The sequence below is a fragment of the Rothia santali genome (genome assembly GCF_024199905.1).
Taxonomy (GTDB): Bacteria; Actinomycetota; Actinomycetes; order Actinomycetales; family Micrococcaceae; genus Rothia; species Rothia santali.
This window is the reverse complement of sequence record NZ_JANAFB010000001.1, coordinates 98,470-124,849: the sequence shown is the minus strand read 5'-3', so window position 1 is coordinate 124,849 and position 26,380 is coordinate 98,470. Positions and strand designations below refer to the sequence as shown.

The 26,380-nt window shown below is 74.9% G+C and carries 21 protein-coding genes, 1 tRNA gene and 1 pseudogene; 1 reads left to right on the top strand and 22 read right to left on the bottom strand.

What is annotated here, in order from left to right; genetic code table 11:
• The 14 genes from NBM05_RS00530 to NBM05_RS00465 all read right to left on the bottom strand — a co-directional run bounded on the left by NBM05_RS00530 (window position 1) and on the right by NBM05_RS00465 (window position 18,821).
• Entirely contained in the window at window positions 1–1,032 is a 1,032-nt protein-coding gene (locus NBM05_RS00530; RefSeq protein ID WP_254164206.1) for a tRNA (adenine-N1)-methyltransferase, read from the bottom strand.
• 139 nt (window positions 1,033–1,171) lie between these two features.
• Window positions 1,172–2,272 carry a site-2 protease family protein gene (locus NBM05_RS00525; protein WP_254164205.1) on the bottom strand — a complete coding sequence of 367 codons (1,101 nt, stop codon included), beginning with the start codon at window positions 2,270–2,272 and terminating at the stop codon, window positions 1,172–1,174.
• A 9-nt stretch (window positions 2,273–2,281) separates the two neighbouring features.
• The gene (mshC, locus tag NBM05_RS00520; RefSeq protein WP_254164204.1) at window positions 2,282–3,595 is read right to left on the bottom strand and encodes a cysteine--1-D-myo-inosityl 2-amino-2-deoxy-alpha-D-glucopyranoside ligase; all 1,314 of its coding nucleotides are present in this window, start codon (window positions 3,593–3,595) and stop codon (window positions 2,282–2,284) included.
• A 25-nt stretch (window positions 3,596–3,620) separates the two neighbouring features.
• Entirely contained in the window at window positions 3,621–4,451 is an 831-nt protein-coding gene (locus NBM05_RS00515) for an undecaprenyl-diphosphate phosphatase (RefSeq protein ID WP_254164202.1), read from the bottom strand.
• A 68-nt stretch (window positions 4,452–4,519) separates the two neighbouring features.
• Window positions 4,520–4,861 (bottom strand): hypothetical protein, encoded by a 342-nt coding sequence (locus tag NBM05_RS00510; RefSeq protein WP_254164200.1) that lies wholly within the window; start codon window positions 4,859–4,861, stop codon window positions 4,520–4,522.
• A 116-nt stretch (window positions 4,862–4,977) separates the two neighbouring features.
• Window positions 4,978–5,943, bottom strand: coding sequence for an L-lactate dehydrogenase (locus NBM05_RS00505; RefSeq protein WP_254164198.1), 966 nt, complete (start codon window positions 5,941–5,943; stop codon window positions 4,978–4,980).
• Between the two features lie 213 nt (window positions 5,944–6,156).
• Window positions 6,157–6,474, bottom strand: a complete 318-nt coding sequence (locus NBM05_RS00500) for an isochorismatase family protein (protein WP_309248081.1) — start codon at window positions 6,472–6,474, stop codon at window positions 6,157–6,159.
• A complete protein-coding gene (locus tag NBM05_RS00495; protein ID WP_302183570.1) occupies window positions 6,455–9,100 on the bottom strand; it encodes an amino acid adenylation domain-containing protein in 2,646 nt (881 codons plus the stop codon). The genes NBM05_RS00500 and NBM05_RS00495 overlap by 20 nt, the downstream gene beginning before the upstream one ends.
• 978 nt (window positions 9,101–10,078) lie before the next feature.
• Window positions 10,079–10,753, bottom strand: a complete 675-nt coding sequence (locus NBM05_RS00490) for a condensation domain-containing protein (protein WP_254164194.1) — start codon at window positions 10,751–10,753, stop codon at window positions 10,079–10,081.
• A gap of 197 nt (window positions 10,754–10,950) precedes the next feature.
• Window positions 10,951–11,709, bottom strand: a complete 759-nt coding sequence (locus NBM05_RS00485; protein ID WP_254164192.1) for a heme ABC transporter ATP-binding protein — start codon at window positions 11,707–11,709, stop codon at window positions 10,951–10,953.
• Window positions 11,706–12,764, bottom strand: a complete 1,059-nt coding sequence (locus NBM05_RS00480; RefSeq protein WP_254164190.1) for a FecCD family ABC transporter permease — start codon at window positions 12,762–12,764, stop codon at window positions 11,706–11,708. Before NBM05_RS00480 ends, NBM05_RS00485 begins: the two co-directional genes overlap by 4 nt.
• A gap of 6 nt (window positions 12,765–12,770) precedes the next feature.
• On the bottom strand, window positions 12,771–13,919 hold the full coding sequence (locus NBM05_RS00475; RefSeq protein ID WP_254164188.1) for a heme/hemin ABC transporter substrate-binding protein: 1,149 nt from the start codon (window positions 13,917–13,919) through the stop codon (window positions 12,771–12,773).
• A gap of 33 nt (window positions 13,920–13,952) precedes the next feature.
• Entirely contained in the window at window positions 13,953–17,651 is a 3,699-nt protein-coding gene (locus NBM05_RS00470; protein WP_309248080.1) for an ABC transporter ATP-binding protein, read from the bottom strand.
• A 54-nt stretch (window positions 17,652–17,705) separates the two neighbouring features.
• Window positions 17,706–18,821, bottom strand: coding sequence for a nucleotide disphospho-sugar-binding domain-containing protein (locus NBM05_RS00465; protein ID WP_254164184.1), 1,116 nt, complete (start codon window positions 18,819–18,821; stop codon window positions 17,706–17,708).
• Between the two features lie 294 nt (window positions 18,822–19,115).
• Here NBM05_RS00465 and NBM05_RS00460 point away from each other — a divergent pair, with 294 nt between their 5' ends.
• Window positions 19,116–20,414: an enterochelin esterase domain-containing protein gene (locus NBM05_RS00460; protein WP_254164182.1), complete on the top strand. Its 1,299-nt coding sequence runs from the start codon at window positions 19,116–19,118 to the stop codon at window positions 20,412–20,414.
• Between the two features lie 185 nt (window positions 20,415–20,599).
• Here NBM05_RS00460 and NBM05_RS00455 read toward each other — a convergent pair whose 3' ends face one another.
• From NBM05_RS00455 to NBM05_RS00420, 8 genes and pseudogenes are all read right to left on the bottom strand, one after another.
• Window positions 20,600–21,334, bottom strand: a complete 735-nt coding sequence (locus NBM05_RS00455; protein WP_309248079.1) for a methylated-DNA--[protein]-cysteine S-methyltransferase — start codon at window positions 21,332–21,334, stop codon at window positions 20,600–20,602.
• A pseudogene (locus tag NBM05_RS00450) lies at window positions 21,331–21,827 on the bottom strand (RNA polymerase sigma factor). The gene NBM05_RS00455 and the pseudogene NBM05_RS00450 overlap by 4 nt, the downstream one beginning before the upstream one ends.
• Window positions 21,828–21,923: 96 nt before the next feature.
• Window positions 21,924–22,217: a DUF4287 domain-containing protein gene (locus NBM05_RS00445; RefSeq protein ID WP_254164180.1), complete on the bottom strand. Its 294-nt coding sequence runs from the start codon at window positions 22,215–22,217 to the stop codon at window positions 21,924–21,926.
• 262 nt (window positions 22,218–22,479) lie between these two features.
• Window positions 22,480–22,565: transfer RNA gene (locus tag NBM05_RS00440), tRNA-Leu, on the bottom strand.
• A 104-nt stretch (window positions 22,566–22,669) separates the two neighbouring features.
• Window positions 22,670–22,957, bottom strand: coding sequence for a MaoC/PaaZ C-terminal domain-containing protein (locus NBM05_RS00435; RefSeq protein ID WP_254164178.1), 288 nt, complete (start codon window positions 22,955–22,957; stop codon window positions 22,670–22,672).
• Window positions 22,954–23,658, bottom strand: coding sequence for a hotdog fold domain-containing protein (locus NBM05_RS00430; RefSeq protein ID WP_254164177.1), 705 nt, complete (start codon window positions 23,656–23,658; stop codon window positions 22,954–22,956). Before NBM05_RS00430 ends, NBM05_RS00435 begins: the two co-directional genes overlap by 4 nt.
• Window positions 23,655–24,989 carry a 3-oxoacyl-ACP reductase gene (locus tag NBM05_RS00425; protein ID WP_254164175.1) on the bottom strand — a complete coding sequence of 445 codons (1,335 nt, stop codon included), beginning with the start codon at window positions 24,987–24,989 and terminating at the stop codon, window positions 23,655–23,657. Before NBM05_RS00425 ends, NBM05_RS00430 begins: the two co-directional genes overlap by 4 nt.
• A gap of 64 nt (window positions 24,990–25,053) precedes the next feature.
• On the bottom strand, window positions 25,054–26,358 hold the full coding sequence (locus NBM05_RS00420; RefSeq protein WP_254164173.1) for an acetyl-CoA C-acetyltransferase: 1,305 nt from the start codon (window positions 26,356–26,358) through the stop codon (window positions 25,054–25,056).
• Between the last annotated feature and the right edge of the window lie 22 nt (window positions 26,359–26,380).

Genomic DNA, 26,380 nt, shown 5'->3' with positions numbered 1-26,380 from the left:
CTATTCCGCATCCTGACCCTGGCGCGCCGCGCGGTCGGCCAGGGACTGGGCGTCGCGGGCGGCCCGGCGCAGCTTGCGGTCGGAGACGTTCCGCTCCCCCAGCGCGTTGGGGGTCCAGGCGTTCATGTCCTCTTCCGAGAAGTCGGTCTTGGACGCGCGGCGCTTGGGGGCGAGCCGCTCGGCGCCGTCGGCCAGCCGGCGCGCGGAGATCAGGAACCCGGTGTGGGCGACCATGCGGTGGTCCGGGCGCACGGCCAGGCCCTCGACGTGCCAGCCGCGGACCATCGTCTCGAAGGACTCGGGCTCGGTGAAGCGACCGTCGGCGCGCAGGGCCTCGGCGGTCCGGGACAGCTGGGTCACGGTCGCCACGTAGCACATCACGACGCCGCCCGGGACCAGCGCGGTGCCGACGGCGTCGACGCACTCCCAGGGCGCGAGCATGTCCAGCACGGCCCGGTCCACGGTGCCGGGGCGCTCGTACTCGCCGAGCTGCTCGGCGAGGTCGCCGAGGGTCAGCTCCCAGGCGGGGTGCGGTCCGCCGAACATGGTCTCCACGTTGCCCTGGGCGATCTGCGCGAACTCCTCGCGGCGCTCGAAGGAGCGCAGGTGCCCGGTGTCGCCGATCGCGCGCAGCAGGGAGATGCTGAGCGCCCCGGAGCCGACGCCGGCCTCGATGACGCGGGCGCCGGGGAAGACGTCGGCCATCGTGATGATCTGCCCGGCGTCCTTCGGGTAGACCACGGCCGCGCCGCGGGGCATCGAGAGGACGAAGTCCTTGAGCAGCGGGCGCAGGGCCTGGTACTGGTACCCGACCGAGTTGGCGACGACCGTGCCCTCCGGGTGGCCGATCAGGTCGTTGTGCTGCAGCACCCCGCGGTGGGTGTGGAACTCGCCGTCCGCGGCCAGGGTGATGGTGTTCATCCGGCGGCGCTCGTCGGTGAGCTGGACCCGTTCCCCCTCGCGGAACGGTCCTCGGCGATTCTGAGCTCCCGTGGCGGTCTGCTCGGGGGTCGCGGAGGAATCTGTGGGCATGTGGGGGTACTCCTGATCGGTGCGCGGTGTGCTGCGGACGGGCCCGGGAGCGCCCCGGGCCGGGTCCATTGTCGCACGGGACGGCGGGAGCTCCCGCCGGGCCGGCCCGCCCGTCCCGGCGCGGGGCGGGACCGGTGGCTCAGCGACCCGACTGGCGGCGCCGGATCTCCTCGATCACGTCCGCCTCGAACAACAGCCCGGGCGTGCCGCTCGGCCCGTAGACGGGCCAGATGCGGCCGGGCAGCTGCGCGATCCGGGCGGCCAGCGCGTCCCCGCCGAGGGCGGGCGAGAGCGGCCGGTCCCAGGTCACCTGGACCATGAGCGACTCGGCCGGGGCCTCGTCGTCGCCGGCCAGCCCCGCCGCGGCCAGGGCGGCGCGGTCCACGACGCCGATCCCCCGGTCCCGCTCGTCGGTCACGAGGTAGACGCCCCGGGCGTCCCCGAGCGGCGGGAGGTCCGCCAGGCGCTGGTGGGCGCGCACCGGGACGGTGGGCCGGGCCAGCGCGCCGACGGTGAGCCCGCCGACCGCCTTCCGGAACGTGACGGCGCGCAGCGTCTGCACCGCCCCCGAGGCGAGGAAGAACACCACCAGCAGGGTCACGACCAGCGTGAGCGGCGACCGCCAGATCCCCGTCGCGGCGACCCATGCCACGACCCCGAGGGAGAGGACCAGCCCGAGCCACGCGGCCGTCCGCAGCCCGGCGTCGCGCGAGCCGGTGGCCTTCCACACCAGCGCCGCCACGGCGTGCCCGCCGTCCAGCGGGATCCCGGGCAGGAGGTTGAAGACGCCCACCAGCCCGTTGGTGATCGTCACCAGGTACAGCAGCACCGAGCCGACGGTCCCGGGCTCGACGACGCCGGTCAGCGCCCAGCCGAGGCCCGCGATCACCAGGTTGGCGGCAGGCCCCGCGAGCGAGACCAGCGCCGAGCGGCCGGGGGCGTCGCGGCCCGCGGTGAAGCTCGTGTGCCCGCCCCACAGGGTGAGGTTGATGCTGCCCACGCGCCACCCGAAAGATCGCGCCGTCAGGGCGTGGCACAGCTCGTGGACGAACACCGACAGGGCCATGAAGAGGGCGAAGATCAGCGCGAGGACGTATCCGTTGACCGCCAGCTCCGCGAACCGGCGGGAGAGGAACCCGCCGTAGAGCACCACGATCAGCAGCGTCAGCACGAACCACGAGCGGGCCAGGTAGATCGGCACGCCGGCGATCCTGCCGCAGTAGAGACCTCGCCTCAGCATCACGGCCTCCTAGAGCTCGACGCCCAGGCGCAGCGAGATCAGCGCGGCGACGTCGTCCGCGCTCCCGGCCCGGGAGGGCTCGGCGAGGGCGCCGGCGGCCCAGGCGTCGACGGCCTCGAGCGCCAGCGGGGAGTCGAGGTCCCGGCCCAGGGCGGCCCGGACCTCCTCGACGAGGCGGTCGCCGGCCTCGGAGGACGTGCCCGCCCCGGTGTCCCCGGCCACCGCCGCGAGGGCCCGTCGCCACGTGGCCAGGCGCTCCTCGGCGCGGGTCAGCAGGTCCTCGGTCCAGAACCAGTCGCTCCGGTAGTGGTTGGCCAGGACCGCCAGCCGGATGGCCCGCGGGTCCCACCCCTGCCGCCGCAGCGCGGAGACGAGCACGAGGTTGCCGCGGGACTTGCTCATCTTCTCGCCGTCGAGGCCCACCATGCCGGCGTGGACGTAGTGCTCGGCCATCCGCTCGCCGGTCATGGCGAAGGCGTGGCCCGCGCCCATCTCGTGGTGCGGGAAGCGCAGGTCGGAGCCGCCGCCCTGCACGGTGTACGGCATGCCGAGGAAGCGCTGGGCGATCACGGTGCACTCGATGTGCCAGCCGGGCCGGCCCTCGCCGAGGCTCCCGCCGTCCCAGTGCGGCTCGCCGTCGCGGCGGGCCCGCCACAGCAGGGCGTCGAAGGGGTCCCGCTTGCCGGGGCGCCCCGGGTCGCCGCCGCGCTCGGGGAACAGCTCGGCCATGTGCTCCTCGGAGTAGGCGGAGACGTAGCCGAGGTACCAGCGGGCGGGGTCGTTGCGGGTGTCCGCCGCCGCGCGGACGTCGAAGTAGACGTCCCCCTCGGGGTGCTCGACGCCGGCGTCGTCCGTCCCCGCCGGGACCCGGTAGGCGAGGCCGTCCTCGATCATCCGCTCGACCCAGGGCACGAGCCAGTCGATCGCCTCCGTCGCGGGGATGTAGTGGTCCGGCGGGACGACCGAGAGGGCCTCCATGTCCGCGCGGAACAGGTCGGTCTGGTCCTGGGCGAGGTCGCGCCAGTCGACGTCGGTGTCCCGGGCCCGGTCCAGCAGCGGGTCGTCCACGTCGGTGACGTTCTGGACGTAGGTCACGGACTTGCCGGCGTCGACCCACGCGCGGACCAGCAGGTCGAAGGTGATGTAGGTGGCGGCGTGGCCCATGTGCGTCGCGTCGTAGGGGGTGATGCCGCAGACGTAGAGCCCGGCCGTCTCCTCGGCCTCGGGCAGCTGGGCGATCTCGCCCAGGCGGGAGTCGAAGACGGACGGGACCGGGGCGAGGGAGCCGAGGCGGTTCAGGGCCGGTGAGGACCAGGTGCGCATGGGAGCCTTTCGGGACGGCGGGAGGCTACGGGACGAGGACGCCGGTGCCGAGCAGGACGAACACGAGGGCGCCCAGCCCGATGCGGTACCAGACGAACAGGCCGTAGCTGTGGGTCGAGACGAACTTCAGGAACCACCCGATCATCAGGTAGCCGACCACGAAGGCGACGATCGTCGCGAGGATCGTGGGGCCCACCGAGTAGTAGGGGTCGAAGCCGTCGGAGATGGAGGTCGCGAGCTTGTACAGCCCGGACAGGAAGACGGCGGGGATGGCCAGCAGGAAGGAGTACCGGGCCGCCGCCTGGCGGGAGTACCCCATGAGCAGGCCGGCCGTGATGGTGCCGCCGGAGCGGGAGACGCCGGGGATCAGGGCCAGCGCCTGGGCGAAGCCGTAGAGGATGCCGTGCTTGAGCGTCAGGTCCTTCAGCTCGAGCTGCTCCCGGCCGATGCGGTCGGCGATGCCCAGGAAGACGCCGAAGACGATCAGCATGGTCGCCGTGATCCACAGGCTGCGGAACTCGGCGTCGATGTAGTCCTGCAGCAGCAGGCCCAAAACGCCGATGGGGATGGACCCGAGGATGATGAACCAGCCCATGCGGGCGTCCGGGTCCCTCCGGTCCACGGTGCCGCGCAGCGAGCCGAACCAGCGGGTGATGATCCGCACGATGTCCCGCCAGAAGAACAGCAGGACGGCGGTCTCGGTGCCCAGCTGCGTGATGGCCGTGAAGGCGGCCCCGGGGTCGCTCGTGTTGGGGAGCAGCTGCCCGACGATGCTGACGTGCCCCGACGAGGAGATCGGGAGGAACTCCGTCAGACCCTGGACGAGCCCGAGGATGAATGCTTGAAACCATGCCACACGATGACTCTACATAAAGCCCGGCCCGGGCCGGTGCAAGCGGGTGAGCGTGTGGGTGAGCTAACAGCTCAGCGGCCGCGGCGGCCCTCGCTCGCGGCGTCGGCGCCCTGCTCGGACTCGTCCTCGAAATCCTCGTCGTAGTCCTCGTCCGCGCGGTCCTCCTCGGGCTCGTCCGCCTCGAGCAGGTCCTCGTCCTCCTCGCCGTCGTCCTCGACGAACACCTCCAGGGGGGTCACCTCGTCGTAGGTGGCGTAGAGGGCGTCCTCGTAGGCCTCGAAGGCGTCCGCGATGCCGTAGTAGGCAGCCTCGACGGTGCTGTCCTCCTCGCCTCTCTTCGAGGCGACCGCATTGAGGTGCTCTTCGAGGGTCTGGACCAGCATGTTCAGGGCCACGCGCGGATCGGTAGTCATGGTGTTAAAGCTATCCAACTTTCGGTGGGGTGGGAATAGCCCGCGCCGCGCGCGGTGGCGGACGCACGACGCCGCCCGGTCCCGGCCCGCGGGCGCGGGGCCGGGCGGCGTCGGGATCAGTGGCCTAGGGTGCTCAGCGAGGCGCTCAGGGCCTCGGCCGAGGCGTGCAGCAGCCGCTCCTCGCGCTCGTCCATGGGCACCTCCAGGACGGTGCGGATGCCGCCGAAGCCGACCACGGAGGGGACCGAGAGGGCGATGCCGGAGATCCCGTGGTACCCGTCCAGCACGGTCGAGACCGGCAGGACCGCGTCCTGGCCGTGCAGGACCGCCTCGGCGATCCTGGCGCCGGAGAGGCCGATCGCGTAGTTGGTCGAGCCCTTGCCCTCGATGACCTGGTAGGCCGCGCGCATGGCCCGCTCGGCCAGCTCGGCCTTGCGCTCCTCGGTGAACAGCGCCTCTCCCCCGGGGCCGGTCCAGCGGTCCACGGGCACCTGCCCGATGTTGGCCTGGGACCACAGGGGGAACTCCGAGTCGCCGTGCTCGCCGATGATCATCGAGTGCACGCTGGAGGGTGCGACGTCGGCCTCGCGCGAGATCAGCCAGCGCAGGCGCGAGCTGTCCAGCACCGTGCCGGAGGACAGGATCCTGGAGGACGGGAGGCCGGAGATCTTCTGGGCCACCACGGTCAGGACGTCGCAGGGGTTGGTGACGAGCATGTAGACGGCGTCGGGCGCCTGCTCCATCAGTCCCGGGAGCATGGCCTCGAGGATCCTGACGTTGGCCTCCGCGAGCTCGAGACGCGGCTGGCCGGGGCGCTGTTTGGCGCCGGCGGTGATGACGATCATGTCGGAGCCGCGGAGCATCTCGAGGTCTCCCCCGCCGGTCACGCGCGTCCCGCTGGCGAACATCGACCCGTGGGCGATGTCGAGGGCCTCGGCCTCGGCCCGCTGGGCCGCGATGTCGTAGAGCACGACCTCCCGCGCGGATCCCCTGATCAGGGCGGCGTAGGCCATGGCGCTTCCGACGCCGCCCGCGCCGACGATGCCGAGTTTGGTGGATGGACGATCCGCTGCGGTGGTCATGGAGACTGCCCCTCTCATCGGTGCCGGCCACGCTGTCGGGGCCGATCGATGGCTCCATCATCGCACATCCATGAGGCTTTGTGTGGGTTTATGTTGTTTTATTCGCGAAGATGACGGTGGGGCGGTGCGCTGCGGACCACTCCGCGCACTTCGGGTCAGGGGTCCGCCACCCTACGCATCCACGCCCGCGCCGCGCCTCCGGCCCACCCCGCATCAGGCCTTCAAGACCGACTCGGTGTCCGTCACCCGCGCGAAGCCTCCTTCCGACAGGTTGGCCGCCGTCACGGCGGACAGCTCGTCCGCGCTGAACGTTCGTCCACCCGATCGCAACTCGAAGGTGCGCGTGGCGTCGAGGGGGACCACGACGTCGTACCCGAGGTTCCCGCCCACCCTCGCCGTGGTCTCCACGCACATGTTGGTCTGGATGCCCGCGAGCACGATCTGGCGGATGCGGTGCTCCGTGCTTCCCCGCAGGCGGCCGTCACGCGACCCAAGGTAGCAGCGAGATGCCTCACGGTGCGCCGATCTCACCCTCCCCTCGGGCCGATTGGAGGGCCTCGGCGACCCGCGGCCCGTTGGCCGGTGCGAGCACCGCCACGTGGTCCCCCTCCAGCCGCACGTAGTCGACCGAGCCGCAGTGGGCCTCCCACAGGGCGGCGTCGGCCCCGTCCGCGAGCGTCTTCTCCGCGCCGCAGTGCACCAGGTGCCCGTCCAGGGGTCGGGGCGCCGCCCCCCGGGTGTATCCCATCGCGTGCCACACCGAGGTGACGGAGGTGCGCAGGGCGTCGTCGTCGAGGGTCGCGAGCGCCGAGCCGCGCTCCCGCAGGGCCGCCACGGTCTCCTCCAGCCCGTCCGGGACGCCGTCGGGCTCGACGCCGCCCATCCTCAGCAGCGCGACCCACAGGTCCGACTCCTCCGGCGCTGGCCGCGAGCGCCAGTAGGAGGGCGGGTAGGCGTCCAGGAGCACCACGCGCTCGACCTCGACGCCGGAGCCCGGTGCCCGGGCCGCGGTCTCGGCCGCCGCCATGCCGCCCACGGACCACCCGGCGAGGGTGACCGGCCCCGGGGCGACCTCGCGCAGGAGGCCGAGGTAGTCCTCGGCGAGCGCGGCGAGGTCGGCGGGCCACGGGACCGAGGGGTCGGTGAACTGCGGGGCCTGGAGGGCCCAGACGGTGCGGCGGGGGTCGAGGTGCCGGAGCAGGGCGGCGTAGCACCAGCCGAGGCCGCCGGCGGGAGGGAGGAAGGCGATCGGGGTCGCGCTCGGGTCGGTGCCGCGGCGCAGGAGCAGGGCGGGCTCGAGGTCTCCGGCGGCGCCGTCGTCGAGCGCCTCGGCCAGGCCCCGCGGGGTGGGGTGGGCGAAGATCGCGGCGAGGCTGCACGGGCGGCCGAAGCGGGTCTCGACGCGGCTGCCGAGCTCGAGCGCGCTCAGGGAGGCGCCGCCGGCGGCGAAGAAGTCGGTCTCGGGGCCGGCGGGCTCGCCCAGGACGTCGCCGAACAGCTCGCACATGAGCTGCTCGCGCAGGCCGCGGGGCAGCTCTTCCCCGCCCGCGGCGGACAGGTCGAGGGACTCGAGGGCGCGCCGGTCGGCCTTGCCGTTGACGGTCGCGGGCATCGAGTCCAGCGCCTTCCACAGGGTGGGGACCATGTAGGCGGGGAGGCGGCGGGCGGCGTGGTCGCGGACGGCGTCGAGCGCGGGTTGCGGGTCCTGGGGGGTCTGTAGCCTCTGCGGGTCCGGGGAGTCTTGCGAGTTCTGCGGGACTCGCGTGTCCTGCGGGTCCGGGGAGTTGTGCGGGACCTGGGCGCGCAGCTCGAGGAAGGCCGCGAGGACGTCCTGTCCGGCGACGGTACGGACCATGACGGTCGCGGCGTTCACGCCCGGGGCGTCGGCGAGGACGGCCTCGACCTCGCCGAGCTCGAGGCGCTGGCCGCCGATCTTGACCTGGTGGTCCCGGCGCCCCCGGTACTCAAGCACGCCGTCCTCGCGCCACACGGCCAGGTCCCCGGTCCGGTAGGCCGGGAGCGGCTCCTCCCGCCCGGGGAGGTCCAGGCGGGTGAGCGCGGTGGCGTCGGCCTCGGGGCGGTTGAGGTAGCCGGACATGACCTGCACCCCGGACAGGCGCAGCTCCCCGGGGACGCCGGGCGGGCAGAGGCGCCCGCAGGGGTCGACGACGTGGCAGCCGGTGTTCCAGGCCGGCGTGCCGATGGGGACGAGGGCGGCCTCCGGGTCGCGGCCGGTGTGCCAGGAGGTGACGTCGATGGCGGCCTCCGTGGGGCCGTAGAGGTTGAGGGGGTGCACGCCGAGCAGGTCGTGGGCGCCGCGGACCTGGTCCCGGGTGAGGGCCTCGCCGCTGCACACGAGGTGCCGCAGGGCGGTGCGCCCACCGCCGAGGACGCGGCGCGCCGAGGGGCTGGCGATCAGCGCGGAGAGCATGGTGGGGACGAAGTGCAGGCAGGTGACGCGCTCCTCGGCGAGGAGCCGGGCGAGGTACTCCGGGTCCCGGTGCCCGCCCGGTGCGGCGATGACCACCGTGGCGCCCTCCTGGAGGGGCCAGTACAGCTCCCAGACGTGGACGTCGAAGGAGATGGCGGTCTTGTGCGCGACGCGGTCCCCGGGCCCGACCGGGGCGAGGTGCTGCTGCCAGCGCAGGCGGTTGTCCAGCGCGGCGTGGGTGATGGGCACGCCCTTGGGGCGGCCGGTCGAGCCGGAGGTGAACTGGACGTAGGCCACGTCCGCCAGGCCGGTGCGGTGGCCCGGCAGGCCCTGCGCCGTGTCGTCCGGGACCGGCGCGTCGTCGGCCGGGTCCTGGCCGGCCGCGGTCTGCCCGGTCGCGGCCTGCCGGGCCAGGACGTCCTCGGCCGCGATCTCGACGACGGGCCCATCGCCCCCCAGCGGCGCGATCCCCGGCCCGTCCACCAGGAGGCGGCACCCGGCGTCCTCGAGCATGGCGGCCACGCGCGCGGCGGGAAGCTCCGGGTCCACCGGCAGGTAGGCCGCGCCGGCGTAGAGCAGGGCGTGTAGGAGCTGGTACTGCTCGATGCCGCGCTCGACCCTCAGGGCGACGACGCCGCCCGGGGCCGCCCCGCCTCCAGGAGCCGGCGGGCGGCCGCGCGGGCCGTCCGTCGCAGCCTCCCGTAGGTGAGCTCGCGGCCGCCCCAGGCCGAGCCGGCCGGTAGCCCGGCCCCTCGCGGAGGGCCACGAGGGCGGGGTCCCGCTCGGCCCGCTCCTCGAAGCGTCGCAGCAGGGTGGCCGCGTCCAGGGGCTGCTCGGTGGCGGTGAAGGCGCGGACGGCGTCGAGCTCGGCGGGCAGCGCCTGGTCCAGGGAGGCGGTCTCGGTCCCCTCGTCCGCGGCCCGCGACCACTCCCCGAGCCACCGGCGCAGGCGCCGGGCGTGCTGCTCGGTCTGGCGGCACGAGTACAGGGCGGGGTTCGCGTCCACCTGGAGCTCGACGGCGCCGCGGCCCGGCATGCCGCGCACGCCGACGGTGAGGTCGGGGACGGGGCCGGCCGTGACGTTGAGGACGCGGCCGGAGAGCGCGCCGAAGGGTAGCGCGGCGTCGAAGGGGATCACGTTGACCTGGGCGCCGAACAGGCGCTCGCCGCGCCGCGCGCAGAGGCGCTCGAGCTCCTCGTGGCGGGCCAGGGCCGCGTTTCGGTTGCGCTCCATCTGCTCGGCGGCCGCCGCGATCTGGGCTTCCGGGGTCCCGGTGGCGGGGACCGTCACGGGCAGGACGTTGACCGCGGTGCAGCCGGTGCGGGCCGCGGTGCGGGGGCCGCCGGGAAGGGTCCGGTTCATCTGGGGCACGCCGACGCGGGCGGCGTCGTGGCCCAGGGCGCGGGCCAGGTAGGAGCCCGTGGCGGCCACGACGGCGGCGGCCCAGCCCGCCCCGCCCGAGCGGGCCGCCGCCAGGAGCGACTCCTGGACGGCCGCCTCGAGCGGCAGGCCGACGCGGTGCGCGCGGGGCTCGGGGCGGCGGAGCGCTGGGCCAGGGAATCGTCCTCCCGGCCGGTCTCCGCCTCGAGCAGCCGGGTCCAGGCCGTCAGGTCCTCGGCGCGGCGGGGGCGTCGGCAGTCTCCTGGGCTACGAGCTCGGCGAGGCCGGGCGCGCGGGCGGGCGGGGCTCCTCGCCGGCCAGGATCAGGCCGTACAGGCGCCCGGCCCGCCGCAGCGCCTCGGAGGCGGCGAACCCGTCGGCGACGGCGTGGTGGACGCAGTGGTAGAGCCAGGTGCGGTCGCCGCAGCGGACGATCGCGGAGTCGACGGTCCGGCCCGATTCCAGGTCGAGGGCCTCGTCGGCGGCCTCGCGGCACCAGGCCAGGACGGCGGCGCGGGCCGGGTCGGGCTCGGTCTCCCCGCCTGCGGCGAGGCGCCGGGGGCGGCCGGGGCGCCCGCGGGCGGCACCGCCGCGGAGTCGGGCGGCACCGTCGCGGAACCGGTGCGGTGCGGCGCCGCGCCGGAACTGATGCGGTGCGGCGCCGCGTCGGATGCGGCGTGGCGCGACGCCGCAGAGGCCGACGCGGCGGCCGGATCCGGCAGCTCGACCGGCCGCAGCACCCGGACCCGCGCCTCGAAGTCCGCGAGGGGCAGCGCCTGCCAGACCGGCTCCGTGCCCCGGGAGGCGAACCGGGCCCTGAACCCCTCGTTCTCCGCGTAGACGGCGAGCAGCGCGCGGCGCAGAACGCCGGCGTCGACCTCCGCGCCGGGGGCGAACTCGACGCACTCCGCCGTGTTGTAGCACGGGTTCTCCGGGTCGAGCTGCGTCGCGAAGTAGATCCCGCGGGCGGCCTCGGTCAGGGGGTGCCAGGTGGTCATGCGTGTCTCCTCGTGGGGTGCGGACGGCGCGCTCGTCGCGCGTGGGGTGCGGCGCGGTGTGCTGGGCGCCGTGCTTCCGAACGGCGTGCTCGAGCGCAGAACTTCCGGTCGGCGCGCTCGAGCGTGGGATGCTGGGCAGATCGGGTGGATCGGCCGCGTCGGGACCGGCCGAGTCGGCGGGGGCGTGCGCGCCCGGGTCAGCCGTGGGCGGGGACCAGCACGGGCGCGCCGGTCTCGGGGTGCTCCATCAGGTGCACCCGCTGGCCGTAGACCTCCTCGATGCGCGGGGGCGTGAGCACCTCGGGCGGCGGGCCGTCGGCCACGAGCCGGCCGCCCGAGAACATCAGCACCCGGTCGGCGTACCGCGCCGCCTGGTTGAGGTCGTGCAGGACGACCACGACGGCGGCCCCCTCGTCGGCCTTCGCCCGCGCGGAGCGCAGGAGAGCCTCCTGGGCGCGCAGGTCCAGGGCGGCGGTGGGCTCGTCGAGCAGCACGACCGGCGTCGTCTGCGCCACGACCCGGGCGTAGGCGGTCCGGGCGCCCTCGCCCCCGGACAGCGTCGTCACGTCCCGGCGGCGCAGCGCGGCGAGGTCCGAGCCCCGCAGCGCGGACTCCACGATCTCGCGGTCCCGCCCGGGGTCGACGTCGTGCGGGAGCCGGCCCATCTCGACCGTCTCCTCGACGCTGAACCCGAAGTGCGCGGCCTGCTGCTGCAGCATCACGCCGCGCTGCCGGGCGAGGTCCTTGACCTTCCACTCGGCCACGGGACGGTCCCCGAGGTGGACGGTGCCGGCGCTCGCCTCCAGGTCGCCGGAGAGCAGCCCGAGCATGGTGGACTTGCCGGCCCCGTTGGGGCCGACCAGGGCGGTCAGGGTGCCGCCGGGAAGGTCGAAGGCGACGTCGTCGACCAGGGCCCTGCCCCCGACGACGTAGCTCACCGATGCGGCGCGGATCACGAGACCCTCCTCTTCTCGCGCAGGATCAGGAACAGGAAGAACGGGGCGCCCACCGCGGCGGTGAACAGCCCGATCGGGATCTCCGTGGGCGGGTTGACGGTGCGGGCGGCGGCGTCGGCCGCGACCACGAGCACGGCGCCCATGATCGCCGAGGCCGGCAGCAGCGCGCGGTGCCGGGGACCGACCACGAACCGCATGATGTGCGGGACCACGAGGCCGACGAAGCCGATCGAGCCGGCGAACGCGACGGCCGCGGCCGTCAGCAGCGCCGTGGTCAGGATGACGGCGAAGCGGCTGAGCTTCACGTTGAGCCCGAGGTGCTGGGCCTGCCGCTCGCCCAGCGTCAGGACGTCGAGCGTGCGGGAGAGCCGGACCACCAGGATCAGGGCGAGCACGAAGACCGGCAGCACCGCGACGAGCTGGGGCCAGGTGGCCCGGCCCAGCGAGCCCATCTGCCAGAAGACCAGGGTCTGCAGCTGGGTGTCGTCGGCGATGTAGGTGAAGAAGCCGACGAGCGCCTGGCACGCCGAGCCGATCGCGATGCCCACCAGCAGCATCCGCGAGGTCCCCGTGGTCCGCCCGGGGCGGGCGAGCACGTAGATCAGCGCGGTCACGCCCAGGCCCGCCGCGAAGGCGCCCAGCGGCACGACCCACTGACCCGCCAGGCCCCCGGCCAGGACGATCGCGCCGACCGCCCCGGCCGAGGCCCCGCTGGTGACCCCGACGATGCCGGGGTCGGCCAGCGGGTTGTTGAACAGGCTCTGCAGGGCCGCGCCGGAGATCGCCAGCGCGGCCCCGACGACGGCGCCGAGCAGGATCCGCGGAACCCGCAGCTGCCACACGACCGAGGCGTCCCGCTGGCTCATCCCGCCCTCGCCGCCGAGCAGGCGGGAGGTCAGGATGTGCCAGACGTCCCCGAGCGCGATGTGCACCGGTCCCACGGAGACCGAGACGACCATGACGGCCAGCAGCAGCAGCACGCCGCCGCCCAGGGCCAGGCCGTGCGGGATCCGCCGGATGTCCTCGCGGGCTGTGGTTCCACGTCCCTTCAGCATCCGGGGTCAGGACTCCGCGAGCTTCTGGGCCAGCGCCTGCGCGCCCGCGCCCAGCTCGGGGCTGGAGTAGCGCAGCTGGGCGTCGGGCATCACGATGATCTTCGCGTCCTGCCCGGCCGGGGTGTCGCGCAGGGTCGGGAAGGCCTCCCAGAAGCCGTCCTCGCCGCCCCACTTCTCGAAGTCGGACTCGGCCATGAGGATCACGTCGGGGTTCGCCGCCAGGATGCCCTCGCTGCTGAACTCGCGCGAGAACCCGCGCAGGCCGCTCTCCGAGCCGACCGAGGTCATGCCCAGCGCCTCGACCATCTCGGTCCCGGGGGTGCCGGTGCCCGCCACGGAGTTCTGGCCGCCGGCGCCGTTGGCGGTCACCTGGATGACCCGGTGCCCGGTCAGGTCCGCGTCCTCGACGGTGCGCTTGGCCTCGTCCATGTCGGACTCGAGGGAGTCCACGAGCTGCTCGCCCGCCTCGTGGGCGCCCACGTAGTCGGCCACGGCCTGCAGCTTCTCGGCCTGGGTCTGCTGGTCGTCGAGGACGACGGCGTCGGTGCCGGCGTCGCGGAACTGCTGGGCGACGTCGCCGTGGCGCTTGGTGTTGTCCCCGATGAACAGGGTGCCGTCCAGGGCCAGGAGGCCCTCGGTCCCGGTCTGCTTGCTGAACTCGAAGTGCTCGGGCGCGGCGACGCTGGCGGGGTCGGTGCCGTTGCCGGGGGCGGCGTAGATGCTGTCGGCCAGGCCGAGGGCCGCGAGCGTGGAGGAGACGCCGTCGCCGGCCGAGATGATCTTGGAGGTGTCGTGGACGGTGACCTCGGTGCCGGTCCCGTCGGTCACGGTGGCGGGCAGCTGGGGCTCGGCCTCGATGCCCTCGAAGTCGACCTCGCCGGCGACGTGCTGCCAGCTTTCGGGCAGCTCCATGCCGGCGACCGTCTGCGAGTCCGCGGATCCGGACTGCCCGGAGTCGGAGGCGGGCTCGCCCTGCGCCTCGGCCCCGCCGCAGCCGGCCAGGACGAGCGCGCCGAGGCTCAGGGCGGCGGTCAGGGCCGTGGCACGGCCGCGCAGGCGCGGTCGCGGCGCCTCGAGCAGGCGCCCGGGCGGCGTCGGCCTCGGCCGGGGTGAGGCGGGGCGGTGCTCCGCCGGGGTCTGGTGTTCGCGTGTCATGTCTGCCTTTCTGCGGCCGGTGGCCGGCCGGTTCTAGTGGGTGCCCACCGGGTGGGCGTCGGAGGGGGCCGGGGCCCCGGGGTCGAGGGAGCCGTGCAGCCGGGCGTAGCGCCCGCCGAGCTCGAGCAGCTCCGCGTGCGTGCCCGTCTCCACGACCTCGCCGCGCTCCAGCACGGCGATGCGGTCGCAGCGGGCGGCGGTGCTCAGCCGGTGGGCGACGACGACGGCGGTGGTCCCGGCGTCGCGCACCGCGTCCATGACGGCCTGCTCCGAGGCCGGGTCCAGCTGGGCCGTCGCCTCGTCGAGCAGGAGCAGGTCGATGCCGGCCAGCTCCGCGCGGGCCAGGGCGATCAGCTGCCGGTGGCCGGCGGCGAGGTTGCCGCCCCCGTCCTCGACCTCGTGCTCGAACCCGCCGGGCAGCCGCGAGACGGCCGGCAGGGCGCCGGCGCGCCGGGCCGCCTCCTGCACCTCGGCGTCGGACGCCTCGGGGCGGGCGTAGCGGATGTTCTCGGCCACGGTGGTGGCGAAGAGGTACGGCTCCTGGGACACCAGCCCGACGCGGCGCCGGTAGGCCCCGCGCTCCAGGCCGCCGCGCTCGGCGCCGCCCACCTCGACCGCGCCGGCGTCGGCGTCGTAGAGCCACGCCATGACCTTGACAAGGGTGGTCTTGCCGGCGCCGGTGCTGCCGACGACGGCGAGGCTCGTCCCGGCCGGCAGCTCCAGGCCCAGCCCCCTCAGGGCCGGGGCGGGCGCGCCCGCGTGGGTGTAGTCGACGTCTAGCAGGCTGACGTCTCCCCGGAGGGACGGGCCGTCCTGAACCGGCGCGGCGTCGACGAGGTCGCCCTCCTCCCGGGGCATCGCCAGCAGCTCGTCGGTGCGCTTCTGGCCGATCCTCGCCTGCTGGTAGGAGTCGATGATGTTGGCCAGCTGCTGGATCGGGGCGTAGAACTGCCCCAGGAAGAGCAGGAAGGCCGCCAGGACGCCCGCGGTGAGGGAGCCGCGCGCCACGAAGTGGGCCCCCGCGACGAGCACCAGCGCGTTGGACAGCTGGGAGCAGAAGACCACGAACGGGAAGTACAGGGCGATGTAGCGCTGCGCCTTCTCGCGGGAGATCCGGTACCGGTCCGAGACCCGCTGGAAGAGCCGCGCGGCCGCGCCCTGCTTGCCGTGGGACTGCACCACGCGCAGCCCCGAGATGTTCTCCTGCAGCGAGCTGTTGACCTTCCCGATGTCCTCGCGCGCCTTGGAGTAGGCCCGCGAGGAGAACCTGCGGAAGACCAGCGTGGCCGCGACGACCACCGGCAGCGGCGAGAGCGCGACGAGCGCGAGCAGCGGGTCGAAGACGACCATGGCGACGCCGATGCCGAACATCGTGATCAGCGACATCGCCCCGTTGACCAGGCCGGTCTGCAGGAAGCGGGCCAGGGAGTCGACGTCGACGGTCAGGCGGGTCAGCATCTGCCCGCCCTGCTGCCCCTCGAAGTACGGCAGGCCGAAGCCCAGCACGTGCCGGAAGCTGCGCACCCGCACCCCGTACTGCACGGCCTCCGAGCCCCGGGAGCTCAGCAGCGTCTGCCCCGCGTAGAAGAACCAGTCGGCGAAGACCAGCGCCCCGGCCAGCCCGGCGCAGAGCATCAGGACGTGCCCGTCCCCGGGTCCGACGCCGTGGTCGATCCCCCGCTGCACCATGACCGGGACCAGCACCCCGACCAGGGCGCTCAGGGCGATGAGGAGCAGCGCGGCGGAGAACGGCCCCTTGACGGGCCGCAGCATCTGGGTGACCTTGGTCACTCGGGGGTCCTGGGCCATCGTCACGGCGGCCCGGGGGACGGCGGTGAGCCGGCGCGGGCGGGACGAGGCGCCCCGGCGGGCGGGCGCGGTCTCGGGGTGCTCCGGACCCTCCTCGGCCGCGCCGACGACGCCGGCTGCCCCGGCCGTCTTCTCCGGCCAGAGCCGGGAGGCCCCGGAGACCTCGTCGATCGCCTCCTGGCCCCCGGCCATCAGCTCGGCGAACTCCGGGCAGTCGCGCAGCAGCTCCTCGCGGGTCCCGACGCCGACCGTGCGGCCCTCGTGCAGGACCACGATCCGGTCCGCCAGGTCCAGCGTGCTGCGGCGCCGGGCGATCAGCAGGGTGCAGCGGGACCCCTCGGACCCCGGCGCGCCGTCGGGCCCGCCGGGCCGCGCGTAGCCGCGCAGGGCCCGGTTGATGCCGCTCTCGGTCGCGGCGTCGACGGCGCTGGTCGCGTCGTCGACGATCAGCACCCCGGGCTCGCTCAGCAGGGCCCGGGCCAGCGCGAGCCGCTGGCGCTGCCCGCCGGAGAGGTTGCGGCCGCCCTCGGCCAGGGGCGTCTCGTACCCGCGCTCCAGGCGGGCGATGAACTCCTCGGCGCCGGCGGCGCGGGCGGCGGCCTCGACCGCGGCGTCGTCGCACCCCGGGTTGCCGTAGGCGATGTTCTCCCGCACGGTGGCGCGGAACAGGAACGGGTCCTCGAAGACCACGCTGACCGAGCGGCGCAGCTCCTCCAGGCGCAGCTCCCGGACGTCCACCGGGCCGCCGGGCGCGTCCGGCGCGCCGATCAGGACCTGCCCGCCGGCGACGTCGTAGAAGCGCGGCACCAGCAGCGCCAGCGTCGACTTGCCGGATCCGGAGGCGCCGACCACGGCCACGGTCTCGCCGGGCTCGACGCGGAAGCCGACGTCGCGCAGCACCGGGTCGTCCGAGGTGTAGCCGAAGGAGACGCCGCGCAGCTCCAGCCCCGCGCCGGCCGGGGCCGACGCCGTGCCGTCCCGCATCTCCGGGCGGGCGTCCATGAGCTCGAAGATGCGCTCGGCGCAGGTCCGCGTGCGCTGGGCGATGACCAGGAAGGACGCCAGCACGCGCGTGGGCCCGGTCAGCATGCTCAGGTAGGTGGAGAACGCCACGAAGGTGCCGAGGTCCAGGCGCCCGGTCATGACCTGCCAGCCGCCCACCAGCAGCAGCGCGGCCTGGCCGAGGGGCGGCAGGGCCAGCATCGTGGCGCCGGGCGCCGCCTGGGCGCGCATGGTCTGCATGCGGCGGGAGAACAGCGAGCGGCTCGCCCGCTCGATCCAGCGGGCGTGGCGCGCCTCCTGGACGGTGGACTTGACCACGGAGATCCCGGCCAGGGTCGAGCGGATGTGCTCGGTGACCTCGCCGACGTCCTGCTGGGCCTGCGCCGAGGTGCGGAACACGCGCTTGCGGGTGCGCCACGCGGTCAGCCCCAGCAGCGCGATCACGCTGACCGAGATGAGCGTGAGGCTCGGCGAGAGCCACAGCATCACGGCCAGGCCGAACGCGTAGTAGGAGATCACCGACAGCGGCACCGGGCACATCTGCAGCATGGCCTGGACCTGCTGCAGGTCGTTGTTGGTCCGGGAGACGACCTGCCCGGTGCGCAGGGAGTCCTGCCCGGGGCCGTCGAGGCGCTGGATCGAGTCGAAGACCCGGCTGCGCATCGCGTGCTGGACCCGCAGCGAGAGCTTCCCGGCTGCGAAGCGGCGCAGGTAGTCGCCCAGGAAGTCGAAGGCCGCGATGGCCACCAGGCCGCCGCCGAGCCACCACAGCGACGACGTCTGCCCCGCGACCGCGCCGTTGATCCCCTCGCGGGTCAGCAGCGGACCGGCCACCACGGCCGCGATCGTGGCCACGGAGACCACCATGATCAGCGCGACCAGCTTCGGGAACTCGCAGCAGATCCCGACGAGCCGGCGCACCCATCCCACGTTCCGCGACGCCGCGGCGTCGCGCTCCCTCTCCGGTGCGATCGTCTACACCCCCGCCACGGCGTCGGCGAGCCGGCCCGCGACCGCGGCGGGGCTCGGCATGGTGCGCATCTCCGCGCGGACGGCGGCCGCCCGCTCGCGGAAGGCCGGGTCGGTGGCCACGGTGCGGATGGCGTCCGCGGTGAGGCCCGCCTCGCCGGGCACGACGCCGCAGCCGCTCTCCGCGACGATCCGGGCGTTGGTGGGGCGGTCGGCCCCCTGGCCGAAGACGATCTGCGGGATCCCGGCGGCCAGCGCCGTGAAGGTGTTGCCCGCGCCCCCGTGGTGGATGAACAGGTCGGAGTGCTCGAAGAGGCCGCCCATCGGGATCCAGTCGGTGAGGGTCACGTTCTCCGGCAGGTCCTCCACGAGCTCCTGCCGGGCGTTGTGGTTCAGCTGCAGGACGAACTCGGCGTCGAGCTCGTCGGCGCGGCGCATGACCCAGTCGATGAGGTCCAGTCCGTCCACCATGGGCTTCAGGGTCCCCAGGCTGACCAGCACGCGCGGGCGCTCGGGGCGGTCCCACCAGTCCTGGCGCACGGAGCCGCCGTTGTAGGGGACGTAGCGCATCGGCAGGGTGCGCTCCGCGGGGTGCTCGAGGATGCTCATGCTGGGCGGGGCCACATCGAGCCAGCGCAGGTCCTCCACCGGGCCGTCGACGCCGTGCTCCTCGAACTTGCCGGCCAGCGCGCCGGTCACCGTGTCGACGTGCTGCCGCTGGTGGGCGAAGCCGACGGTCTGCAGCACGGTCGGGATGCCGAACTTGGCGCCGAGCAGGCGGCCCACGACGCCGAGCGGCGGGTAGACGATGAGGTCGGGGCGCCACCGGGCGGTGAGGTCGACCAGGCGGTCGGTCATCTCGTCGCTGAAGAAGGAGAATCCGCCCGGGCGGGTGCCGAGCTGGCGGCGCTTGCGGTCCTCCTCGCGGCGCCGGTACTCGGCGTCGGGGTCCAGGCCGGGGGCGGCGTCGAAGGCCACCAGGCCGGCCTCGCGGACGTGGCCCGCGGAGTCGCCCGCGGTCGCGACCACGACGTCGTGCCCGTCGGCGCGGAAGCCCTGCGCCAGGGACAGGACGGGGAACAGCAGGCCATAGAGCGGCGGCCCGATGACGAGAACTCGCACGGCACTTCCTCACGGTGGGAGACGGAGTAAGTCAATCCTTACTCAACACGAACTTAGTGCACCCTAACTCCCCCGGGGGCGAGATGTCCACGCGACGCGCGAGCCTGGACGGCGGGACCTGCCCGGCGCCCCGCAACTCGCCTCCACCTTCCCTTGCACGCGGCGGGACCCTTTCCCGGACGGTGGGCGGCGCCCGAAAACTCAATACATCAGAGTCATGTATCTTATTCATGGGCCGGCCCTGCGCACCGGCCGCACGTGCCCCCGGACGCGACAGAGAGCGAGCCCTCGCCGATGACTCCCCGTGACGACGACGCCCCCGGCACGGGCCTGGACGAGGAGTCCCTCCTGGCCCGGTACCGCGACGCGGAGCCCGCCGACCTCCAGCGCTGGTGGTCCTGGGTCGAGCGGCGCGGCACGCCCCTGATTGACCCGGCCTCGGGGCTCTCCACGTTCCTGTGGCGCGCCCCGCACGCCGCGGACGCCCCGGAGGGCCTCGAGGCGGTGCACGTGCACGTCAACCGCGTCACCGACAAGGAGCGCCACGCGGACGGCCTGATGCGCCACGTGCCCGGGACCGATCTCTGGGTCAGGTCCCTGCCCCTGGAGGCCGGCCTGAGGGCCAGCTACGGCTTTAAGTTCCCCCGGGCCGACGCCGCGCCCCCCAGCGGCCCGCCCTCCTTCGACTCCTACGACACGCGGCTGGACCCGTGGAACCCCCTGCCCCCGCTCGCGGACCGGGGAGGCCACGGCCTCTCGGTGTACCGGGGCCCGGCGGCGCCCCCGCAGCCCGAGTGGGAGTCGGGGGCCCGCCAGCCCGTGAGGGGCCGCATCCTGCACGAGGTCAGGGCGCTGCCGCGGGACGCCGCGCGCGACGTCGTCCGCGGGCACTGGCTCTATCTGCCGGACCCCGCAGCGGTCCCGGAGGCGGAGCCGCTCCCGCTCCTGACGCTCTTCGACGCGGAGACCTGGTTCGGCAGTGCGGGCCTGCCGGCAGCGCTGGAGGCCGCGGTCGAGGCGGGGAGGCTGCGCCCGCTCGCGGTGCTGGCCGTGTCCAATACGGCCCGCCTGGACCGGATCGAGTGCCTGGGCGCCAACTCGGAGTTCCTGCGGGAGGTCGCGGGCGAGGCGACCGCGTGGGCGACCCGGCGCGCCGCCGAGGCGGGGTTCGCGCTCGCGGGGCGCGAGTCCCGCGTCGTGGCCGGTCAGAGCCTCGGCGGGCTCTCGGCCCTGATCGCCGCCCTCGAGCTGCCCGGCCACTACGGCCACGCGCTGGCGCACTCCCCCTCGATGTGGTGGACCCCCGACGGCGCCTCGACCCCGCGGGACATGGGCCGGCGGACCGGCGAGGACTGGGTCACGGACCGGTTCCGCGCGGCGCCGGCCGGGGACGTGCGGGTCCAGCTGGCCGTCGGCGACCGCGAGGGCCTGACGCTCCCCCGCCTGGACATCCTGCGCGGGGTCCTGCTGGAGCGCGGCTGGAACGCCGTCTCCGCGACCTACGGCGGGGGGCACGACGTCGCGTGGTGGCGGGGCGCGCTGCTCGACGGCCTCGAAGCGGCGCTGGGGCGCGGCCCGGCCGCCAACGGCTGAGTCAGGCGCGACCGCCCGCTGGGCCTGGCAGCACCGCCGGCTGAGCTGGCGGCGCCGCCCGCTAGGCCTGGCGCGACCGTTCGTTGGACCCGGCGGGCCGCCAGTTGGGACTGGCGCGTCCGCCATCCAAGCCCGGCGAGGCCTCGCGCCGCGAGGGGCGTCGCCCGCCACCGCCGGGAACGCCCTCAGCCGCGCCCCTCCAGCGCCAGGAGGGCAGACTTGGCGGCCAGCCCGCCGACGTACCCACCCAGGGACCCGTCGGCGCGCAGCACGCGGTGACAGGGCACGACGACCGGCAGCGGGTTGGTCGCGCAAGCGGTGCCAACGGCGCGGCTCGCCCGCGGGCTTCCCACCAGCCCGGCGACCTCCCGGTACGAGCGGGTCAGCCCGTACCCGATGTGCGGCAGGTACCGCTGCACGTCCCGCCGGAAGCCGGAGGAGAGCGCGAAGTCCAGGGGGAGGTCGAAGGCGCGCCGCCGCCCCGCGAAGTACTCCTCCAGCTCCGACGCCGCCCGGTCCAGGCGGCGCGGGGCCTCCAGGACGCGGGGGCTGATCCGCGCTGCCAGGGCCTCCAGCACGGCGTCGAACCCCTCCCGCTCGAACGCGACGCGCGCGAGCCCCCTCGCGGTCCCGGCCAGCAGGAGCGGGCCGAGCGGGGTGTCCACGGTGCGGTAGGCGACGTCGACGACGCCGTCCCCCTCCGCCCGGTCCGCCAGCCCGGCGCGCAGCCGGGCCAGGTCGGCGTCGGCGATCGGGAACTGCTCGGGCCCCTCCCGGGACCGCTCGTCGTCCTCCGGGAACCGCTCGTGGTGCGTCACGGGCCGCTCGTCGCCCGCCGGGGGCCGCCCGTGGTGCGTCGGGAGCTGCTCGTCACCCGCCGGGAATCGCTCGTGGTGCATCGGCGACTGCTCGTGGCTCATCGGGGTCCTCCTCGTGGCGGTTCGCCCGCCCGGTAGGTCGTGCGCAGGGATCTCATGCCGTCCGCGGCGGCGCGGCGCACGGCGTCGGCGCTGCCGCCGATCAGCGCGGCGGTCTCCGCGTGGGGCAGGCCGCCGAGGTAGTGGTAGGCGATGGCGAGCCGCTGGCGCTCCGGCAGGGCAGCGACCGCGCGCCACACGCCGTATTCGTCACCGCCCGGGTTGCCGTGGGGCGAGGGGCGCTCGGGAGGTCCTCGGCGGGCAGGGCGCGCCGGGCGCGGGCCCGCACGACGTCGATGGCCTTGCGCCGCGCGACGCGCACCAGCCACGCCTCGACGTTCATGCCCTCCTCCAGCCCCGGCCAGGCGCGCAGGGCGGCGAGGAAGGTCTCGGACCAGGCGTCGTCGGCGTCGGGGCCCGGGCCGAGCACGGCGCGGCAGACCCGCAGCACGGTCGCCCCGTGCCGCGTCACGGCCCGCTCGAATGGTTCGTTCATCGTCATCACACGGTAGACGCCCCGGGTGGGCGGAACGTGAGATCCGCGGTTCCGGCGCGGCGCGGGCGCCGTGTCCTCGGGGACAGAGGCCGGGCGTCAGGCGTGGGGGTTGGTCGCGATCCCGTCGAGCCACAGCGTGTCCGACGGGTCTCGATGCGCCCCGGTGGTCCCCACGTGCCTCTGCGACAGGGTGGGCCCGTTCTTGATGACGTGGACCAGGGCCATCGCGTGACCGCGGCCGAGCCCGTAGTCCTCCGCGAGCCACGCGACGACGTCGGCGGCCTTGACGTCGGGGCCCTTGAGCCCGCGCTCCTCCGCTCTCGCCAGGAGCTGCCGCGGGGTGAGGCCGGTCTTCTTCTCGATGGTGTCGAGGTACGCCTGGAAGGACATGTCGATCTCCGGGGGTGTGAGGCGGGGCGAGGGACGGGGCTGGCGAGTCCGGAACGATCCGGAGCGGTCCGCTCGTCACGAGGCACCGCACCGGGTCGCCGCGGGTCGGGTGCTTCCGGGCACCTCGGTGGTCATGAGGCCAGTAAACTACGCGGCGGCCCGATGGGATACCTCCCGGATCCCGGATCGCCGCCCTCCCGACGGCACGCGAAAGACCCCCGGCCCGGAGTCTGGGACTCCGGGCCGGGGGCCATTCGATTCGTGCGCGAGGGGGGACTTGAACCCCCACCCTCTAATACGAGGACTAGCACCTCAAGCTAGCGCGTCTGCCTATTCCGCCACCCGCGCAGGTGAGCGTTTCCAGGAGCCGTAACTCCCGGGCAACGAGTAATAACTTACTGCACCCGCGGCGTCCGCGCAAATCGGGCGCCCCGCCCGCGAGGTGACCCTCGTCATGGGCGGGGCGAGTGCTCCACGGCGAAGTGGAGGCGGCCCGAGCGCCCCACGCCCCGCACGCTCATGGCGGCCTCGGCGTCGAGCACGCGCCAGATCGAGACCTCGGCCGGGAGGACGATGGGCGCGCCGAACTCGACCGTCCACGAGCACGGGGCGGAGGCGTCGTCGGCGATCTCGCTCAGCGTGCGCGACGCAGCGTACATGCCGTGCGCGATCATCCCCTTCATTCCGAGGGCCCGGGCGCTGGGCGTGCTCAGGTGGATCGGGTTCACGTCGCCGCTCACGGCGGCGTAGCGTCGCCCGGTCGAGGCGGGCAGGCGCCCCCGGGCGATGCGGCGCGCGCCGTCGCGGGCGTCGGGGCGCTGCTCGCGGGCCCGGTGCCTGCCCTGCGGCGCGGGCCCGCCGTCCCGCCCGACGCGGACCCGCCGCGTCCGCCCGCGCGGCCCTCGCCGTGGCCCTCGCCGGGCGCGGGGCCCAGCGCCAAGTACAGCGACTCGTCGCGGAACGCGAGCCGCCCGGTGGCGTCCCACACCTCGGCGACGATCGTGACGGTGGTGCCGCGGCGGTGCTCGCCGAACTCGAGCACGTGCGAGTGGATGTGGACGGTCGTGCCGATCTCCACGGCGCGGAGGTGCTCCACCCGGTTGCGCAGGTGCACCAGCCCCAGCACGCTCAGCGGGAAGCGGCCCGAGGCCATGAGGCGCATGCTGACCGGGAAGGTCAGGGCGTGCAGGTACCCGCCGTGCGCGTGCGGCGTCGGCTCCCCCGACACCGCCCGGACAAAGTCGGCGTGCCGCGCCGGGTCGACCAGGGCGGACCCCCGGGCCGAGCGGATCTCCGAGGGGCTCGGCAGGTCCGCCGGGCCGGACCCGCCGCGCCGCCGGCCCACCCGGCGGCGCAGCTCGTGGGCCCCCACCGCGGCGAGCATGCCGGCCGGGCCGCGGGCCGCGTCGCGGTCCCCGAGTCTCCCGAGCAGCCCCATCACGCACCCACCATCGACTGGCCGCAGACCCGCAGGGTCTGCCCCGTGACGCCCCCGGCGGCGTCGGAGGCGAGGAAGCCGACCGCCTGCGCGACGTCGTCGGGCACCCCGCCCTGCTGCAGCGAGTTGAGGCGGCGCGCGACCTCGCGGGTCACCGCCGGCATGGCCCGGGTCATCTCGGTCTCGATGAACCCGGGCGCGACGGCGTTGACGGTCCCGCCCGCGGCCGCGAACCGCTCGGCCTCGGCCGCGACCATCCCGATGATCCCCGCCTTCGACGCCGCGTAGTTGCTCTGCCCGCGGTTCCCCGCGATCCCGCTGGTCGAGGCCAGGGAGACGAACCGCGGCGCGGCCCCCAGCTCCCCGGACTCCAGCAGCTGCCGGTTGATGGCCAGCTGGGCCGAGAGGTTGACCGCGATCACCGACGCCCACCGCGCCTCGTCCATGTTGGCCAGCAGCTTGTCCCGGGTGATGCCCGCGTTGTGCACGAAGACGTCGATGGGCCCGAGCCGCGCGCCGGCGACCTCCGCGATCCGGCGGCCCGCGTCCGCGGCGGTGATGTCCAGCTGCAGCGCGACGCCGCCCACCTCGTTGGCCACCGCGGCCAGCGCCTCGCCGGCCGCGGGCACGTCCACGAGCAGGACCCGCGCCCCGTCCCGGCTCAGCCGGCGCACGATGGCGGCCCCGATCCCCGCGCCGCCCCGGTCACCACGGCGGTCCGGCCCTCGAGGGCCGGTCGGGGTCGGCCGGGACGCTCCGCCGGCCCGCACGGTCAGCGGCTGACCGTTGACGTAGGCGGAGCGGGTGGAGAGGAGGAAGGCCAGCGGGCCCGCCGCGTCGTCGGACCCCGGCTCGACGCCGTCGGCCAGCAGCAGCGCGTTGCAGGTGGCCCCCCGGCGCACCTCGTGGGCCACCGAGCGCATGAGCCCGACGACGCCGGCGCGCGCCGCCGCGAGCCCGGGTTCGTCCTCCGGCGCCCCGGGCCGGCCCAGGACGACGATCCGGCCGTGGGCGGCCAGCCCCTTCAGCGCGTGCCCGAGGTCCAGGGCGGTGCGCTGCAGGTCGGCGGGATCCTGAGCCGCGGTGAAGTCCGCGACGACCGCGGCGTAGGCGGCCCGCGGCTCGGGGTGGCGGTACACCGAGCAGCCACGGGCCAGGAGGCCCGCGGCGAGGGAGTCGGTGCCGGCGTCGCCGAGCACCAGGACCTCGCGGCCGGGGAGGGCGTCCGCGCCGGGCCGGTAGCGACGCAGCTCGGAGGGCCGGGGCAGTCCCAGCGCGCGGGCCGCGCGGGCGCCCACGGGCGTGTTGATCAGGCGGGCGTAGGAATCGGTCACGGAACGCTCCTTGCGTGCGGTGGGGCGGTGGGGCGGTGGACTGGGTGGTCGCGGCGAGGACGGGTCAGCCGGCGGCGGCGTCGGCCTCCAGGACCATCGCGACGCCGAGCCCCCCGGCGGCGCACACGGAGATCAGCCCGCGCTGCGGCCGCCCGGACTCGGCGGAGGCCGCGTGCAGCTGCTTCGCGAGCGTGGCGACGATCCGGCCGCCGGTGGCCGCGAAGGGGTGCCCCGCGGCCAGGGAGGAGCCGTTGACGTTGAGCTTCGAGCGGTCGACGGCGCCCAGCGGCGCCTCCCGCCCCAGCCGCTCCCGGCAGAACTCCTCGGACTCCCAGGCGGCGAGCGCGCACAGCACGGTCGCGGCGAACGCCTCGTGGATCTCGAAGTAGTCGATGTCCGCGAAGCCGAGGTCCAGCCGGTCCAGCAACCGGGACACCGCGTAGACGGGCGCCATGAGCAGCCCTTCCTCGCCCGTGACGAAGTCCACGGCGGCGACCTGGGCGTCGACGACGCGGGCCAGCGGCGTCAGCCCGTGCTCGGCGGCCCAGTCGGGCGAGCCCAGCAGCACGGTCGCGGCGCCGTCGGTCAGCGGGGTGGAGTTGCCCGCGGTCATGCTGGCCTCCTCCTGCAGGGAGCGGCCGAAGACCGGCGCGAGCTTGCCCAGCTTCTCGAGGGAGGTGTCCGGGCGGAGGTTGCCGTCGCGGGCCAGACCCCGGAACCCGGTGACCAGGTCGTCGAAGAAGCCGCGGTCGTAGGCGTCGGCGAGGCCGCGGTGGCTCGCGAGCGCCAGCTCGTCCTGGGCCGTGCGGTCGATGCCCCAGGCGGCGGTGGTCACGGCCTGGTGCTCGCCCATGGACAGCCCGGTGCGGGGCTCGGCGGTGTCGGGCGCCTGGGGCTTGAGGTCGCCGGGCCGCACCTTAACGGCGGCGGCCAGCCGCTGCGGGAGGCTGCGGGCCCGGGCGAGCTCGAGGATGCGCCGGCGCAGGCCCTCCGAGACCACGATGGGGGCGTCCGAGGCCGTGTCTGCTCCCCCGGCGATCGCGGAGTCCAGCTGGCCCAGGCGGATCTTGTTGCTCAGGCCCCAGACCGCCTCCATGCCCGTGGCGCAGGCCTGCTGGACGTCGTAGGCGGGGGTGGTGGGCGCCAGGGCGGAGCCGAGCACGGCCTCCCGGGTCAGGTTGAAGTCGCGGGAGTGCTTGAGGACGGCGCCGGCCGCGACCTCCCCGACCTCCTGGTGGGCGAGGCCGTAGCGGGCGACGAGGCCGTCGATCGCCGCGGTGAGCATCTCGCGGTTGCCGATCTGGGCGTAGGCGCCGTGGGAGCGTGCGAAGGGGATCCTGTTCCCTCCGAGGACGTAGGCGTCGGGCATGGTTCCTCCGATGGGATCGCGC

Excerpts from the sequence above, each read along its gene's own strand:
- NBM05_RS00530 (WP_254164206.1), bottom strand. The coding sequence starts at position 1,032 with ATGCCCACAGATTCCTCCGCGACCCCCGAGCAGACCGCCACGGGAGCT.
- NBM05_RS00525 (WP_254164205.1), bottom strand. The coding sequence starts at position 2,272 with ATGCTGAGGCGAGGTCTCTACTGCGGCAGGATCGCCGGCGTGCCGATC.
- mshC (WP_254164204.1), bottom strand. The coding sequence starts at position 3,595 with ATGCGCACCTGGTCCTCACCGGCCCTGAACCGCCTCGGCTCCCTCGCC.
- NBM05_RS00510 (WP_254164200.1), bottom strand. The coding sequence starts at position 4,861 with ATGACTACCGATCCGCGCGTGGCCCTGAACATGCTGGTCCAGACCCTC.
- NBM05_RS00505 (WP_254164198.1), bottom strand. The coding sequence starts at position 5,943 with ATGACCACCGCAGCGGATCGTCCATCCACCAAACTCGGCATCGTCGGC.
- NBM05_RS00490 (WP_254164194.1), bottom strand. The coding sequence starts at position 10,753 with ATGACCACCTGGCACCCCCTGACCGAGGCCGCCCGCGGGATCTACTTC.
- NBM05_RS00480 (WP_254164190.1), bottom strand. The coding sequence starts at position 12,764 with ATGCTGAAGGGACGTGGAACCACAGCCCGCGAGGACATCCGGCGGATC.
- NBM05_RS00475 (WP_254164188.1), bottom strand. The coding sequence starts at position 13,919 with ATGACACGCGAACACCAGACCCCGGCGGAGCACCGCCCCGCCTCACCC.
- NBM05_RS00460 (WP_254164182.1), top strand. The coding sequence starts at position 19,116 with ATGACTCCCCGTGACGACGACGCCCCCGGCACGGGCCTGGACGAGGAG.
- NBM05_RS00455 (WP_309248079.1), bottom strand. The coding sequence starts at position 21,334 with ATGAGCCACGAGCAGTCGCCGATGCACCACGAGCGATTCCCGGCGGGT.
- NBM05_RS00445 (WP_254164180.1), bottom strand. The coding sequence starts at position 22,217 with ATGTCCTTCCAGGCGTACCTCGACACCATCGAGAAGAAGACCGGCCTC.
- NBM05_RS00420 (WP_254164173.1), bottom strand. The coding sequence starts at position 26,358 with ATGCCCGACGCCTACGTCCTCGGAGGGAACAGGATCCCCTTCGCACGC.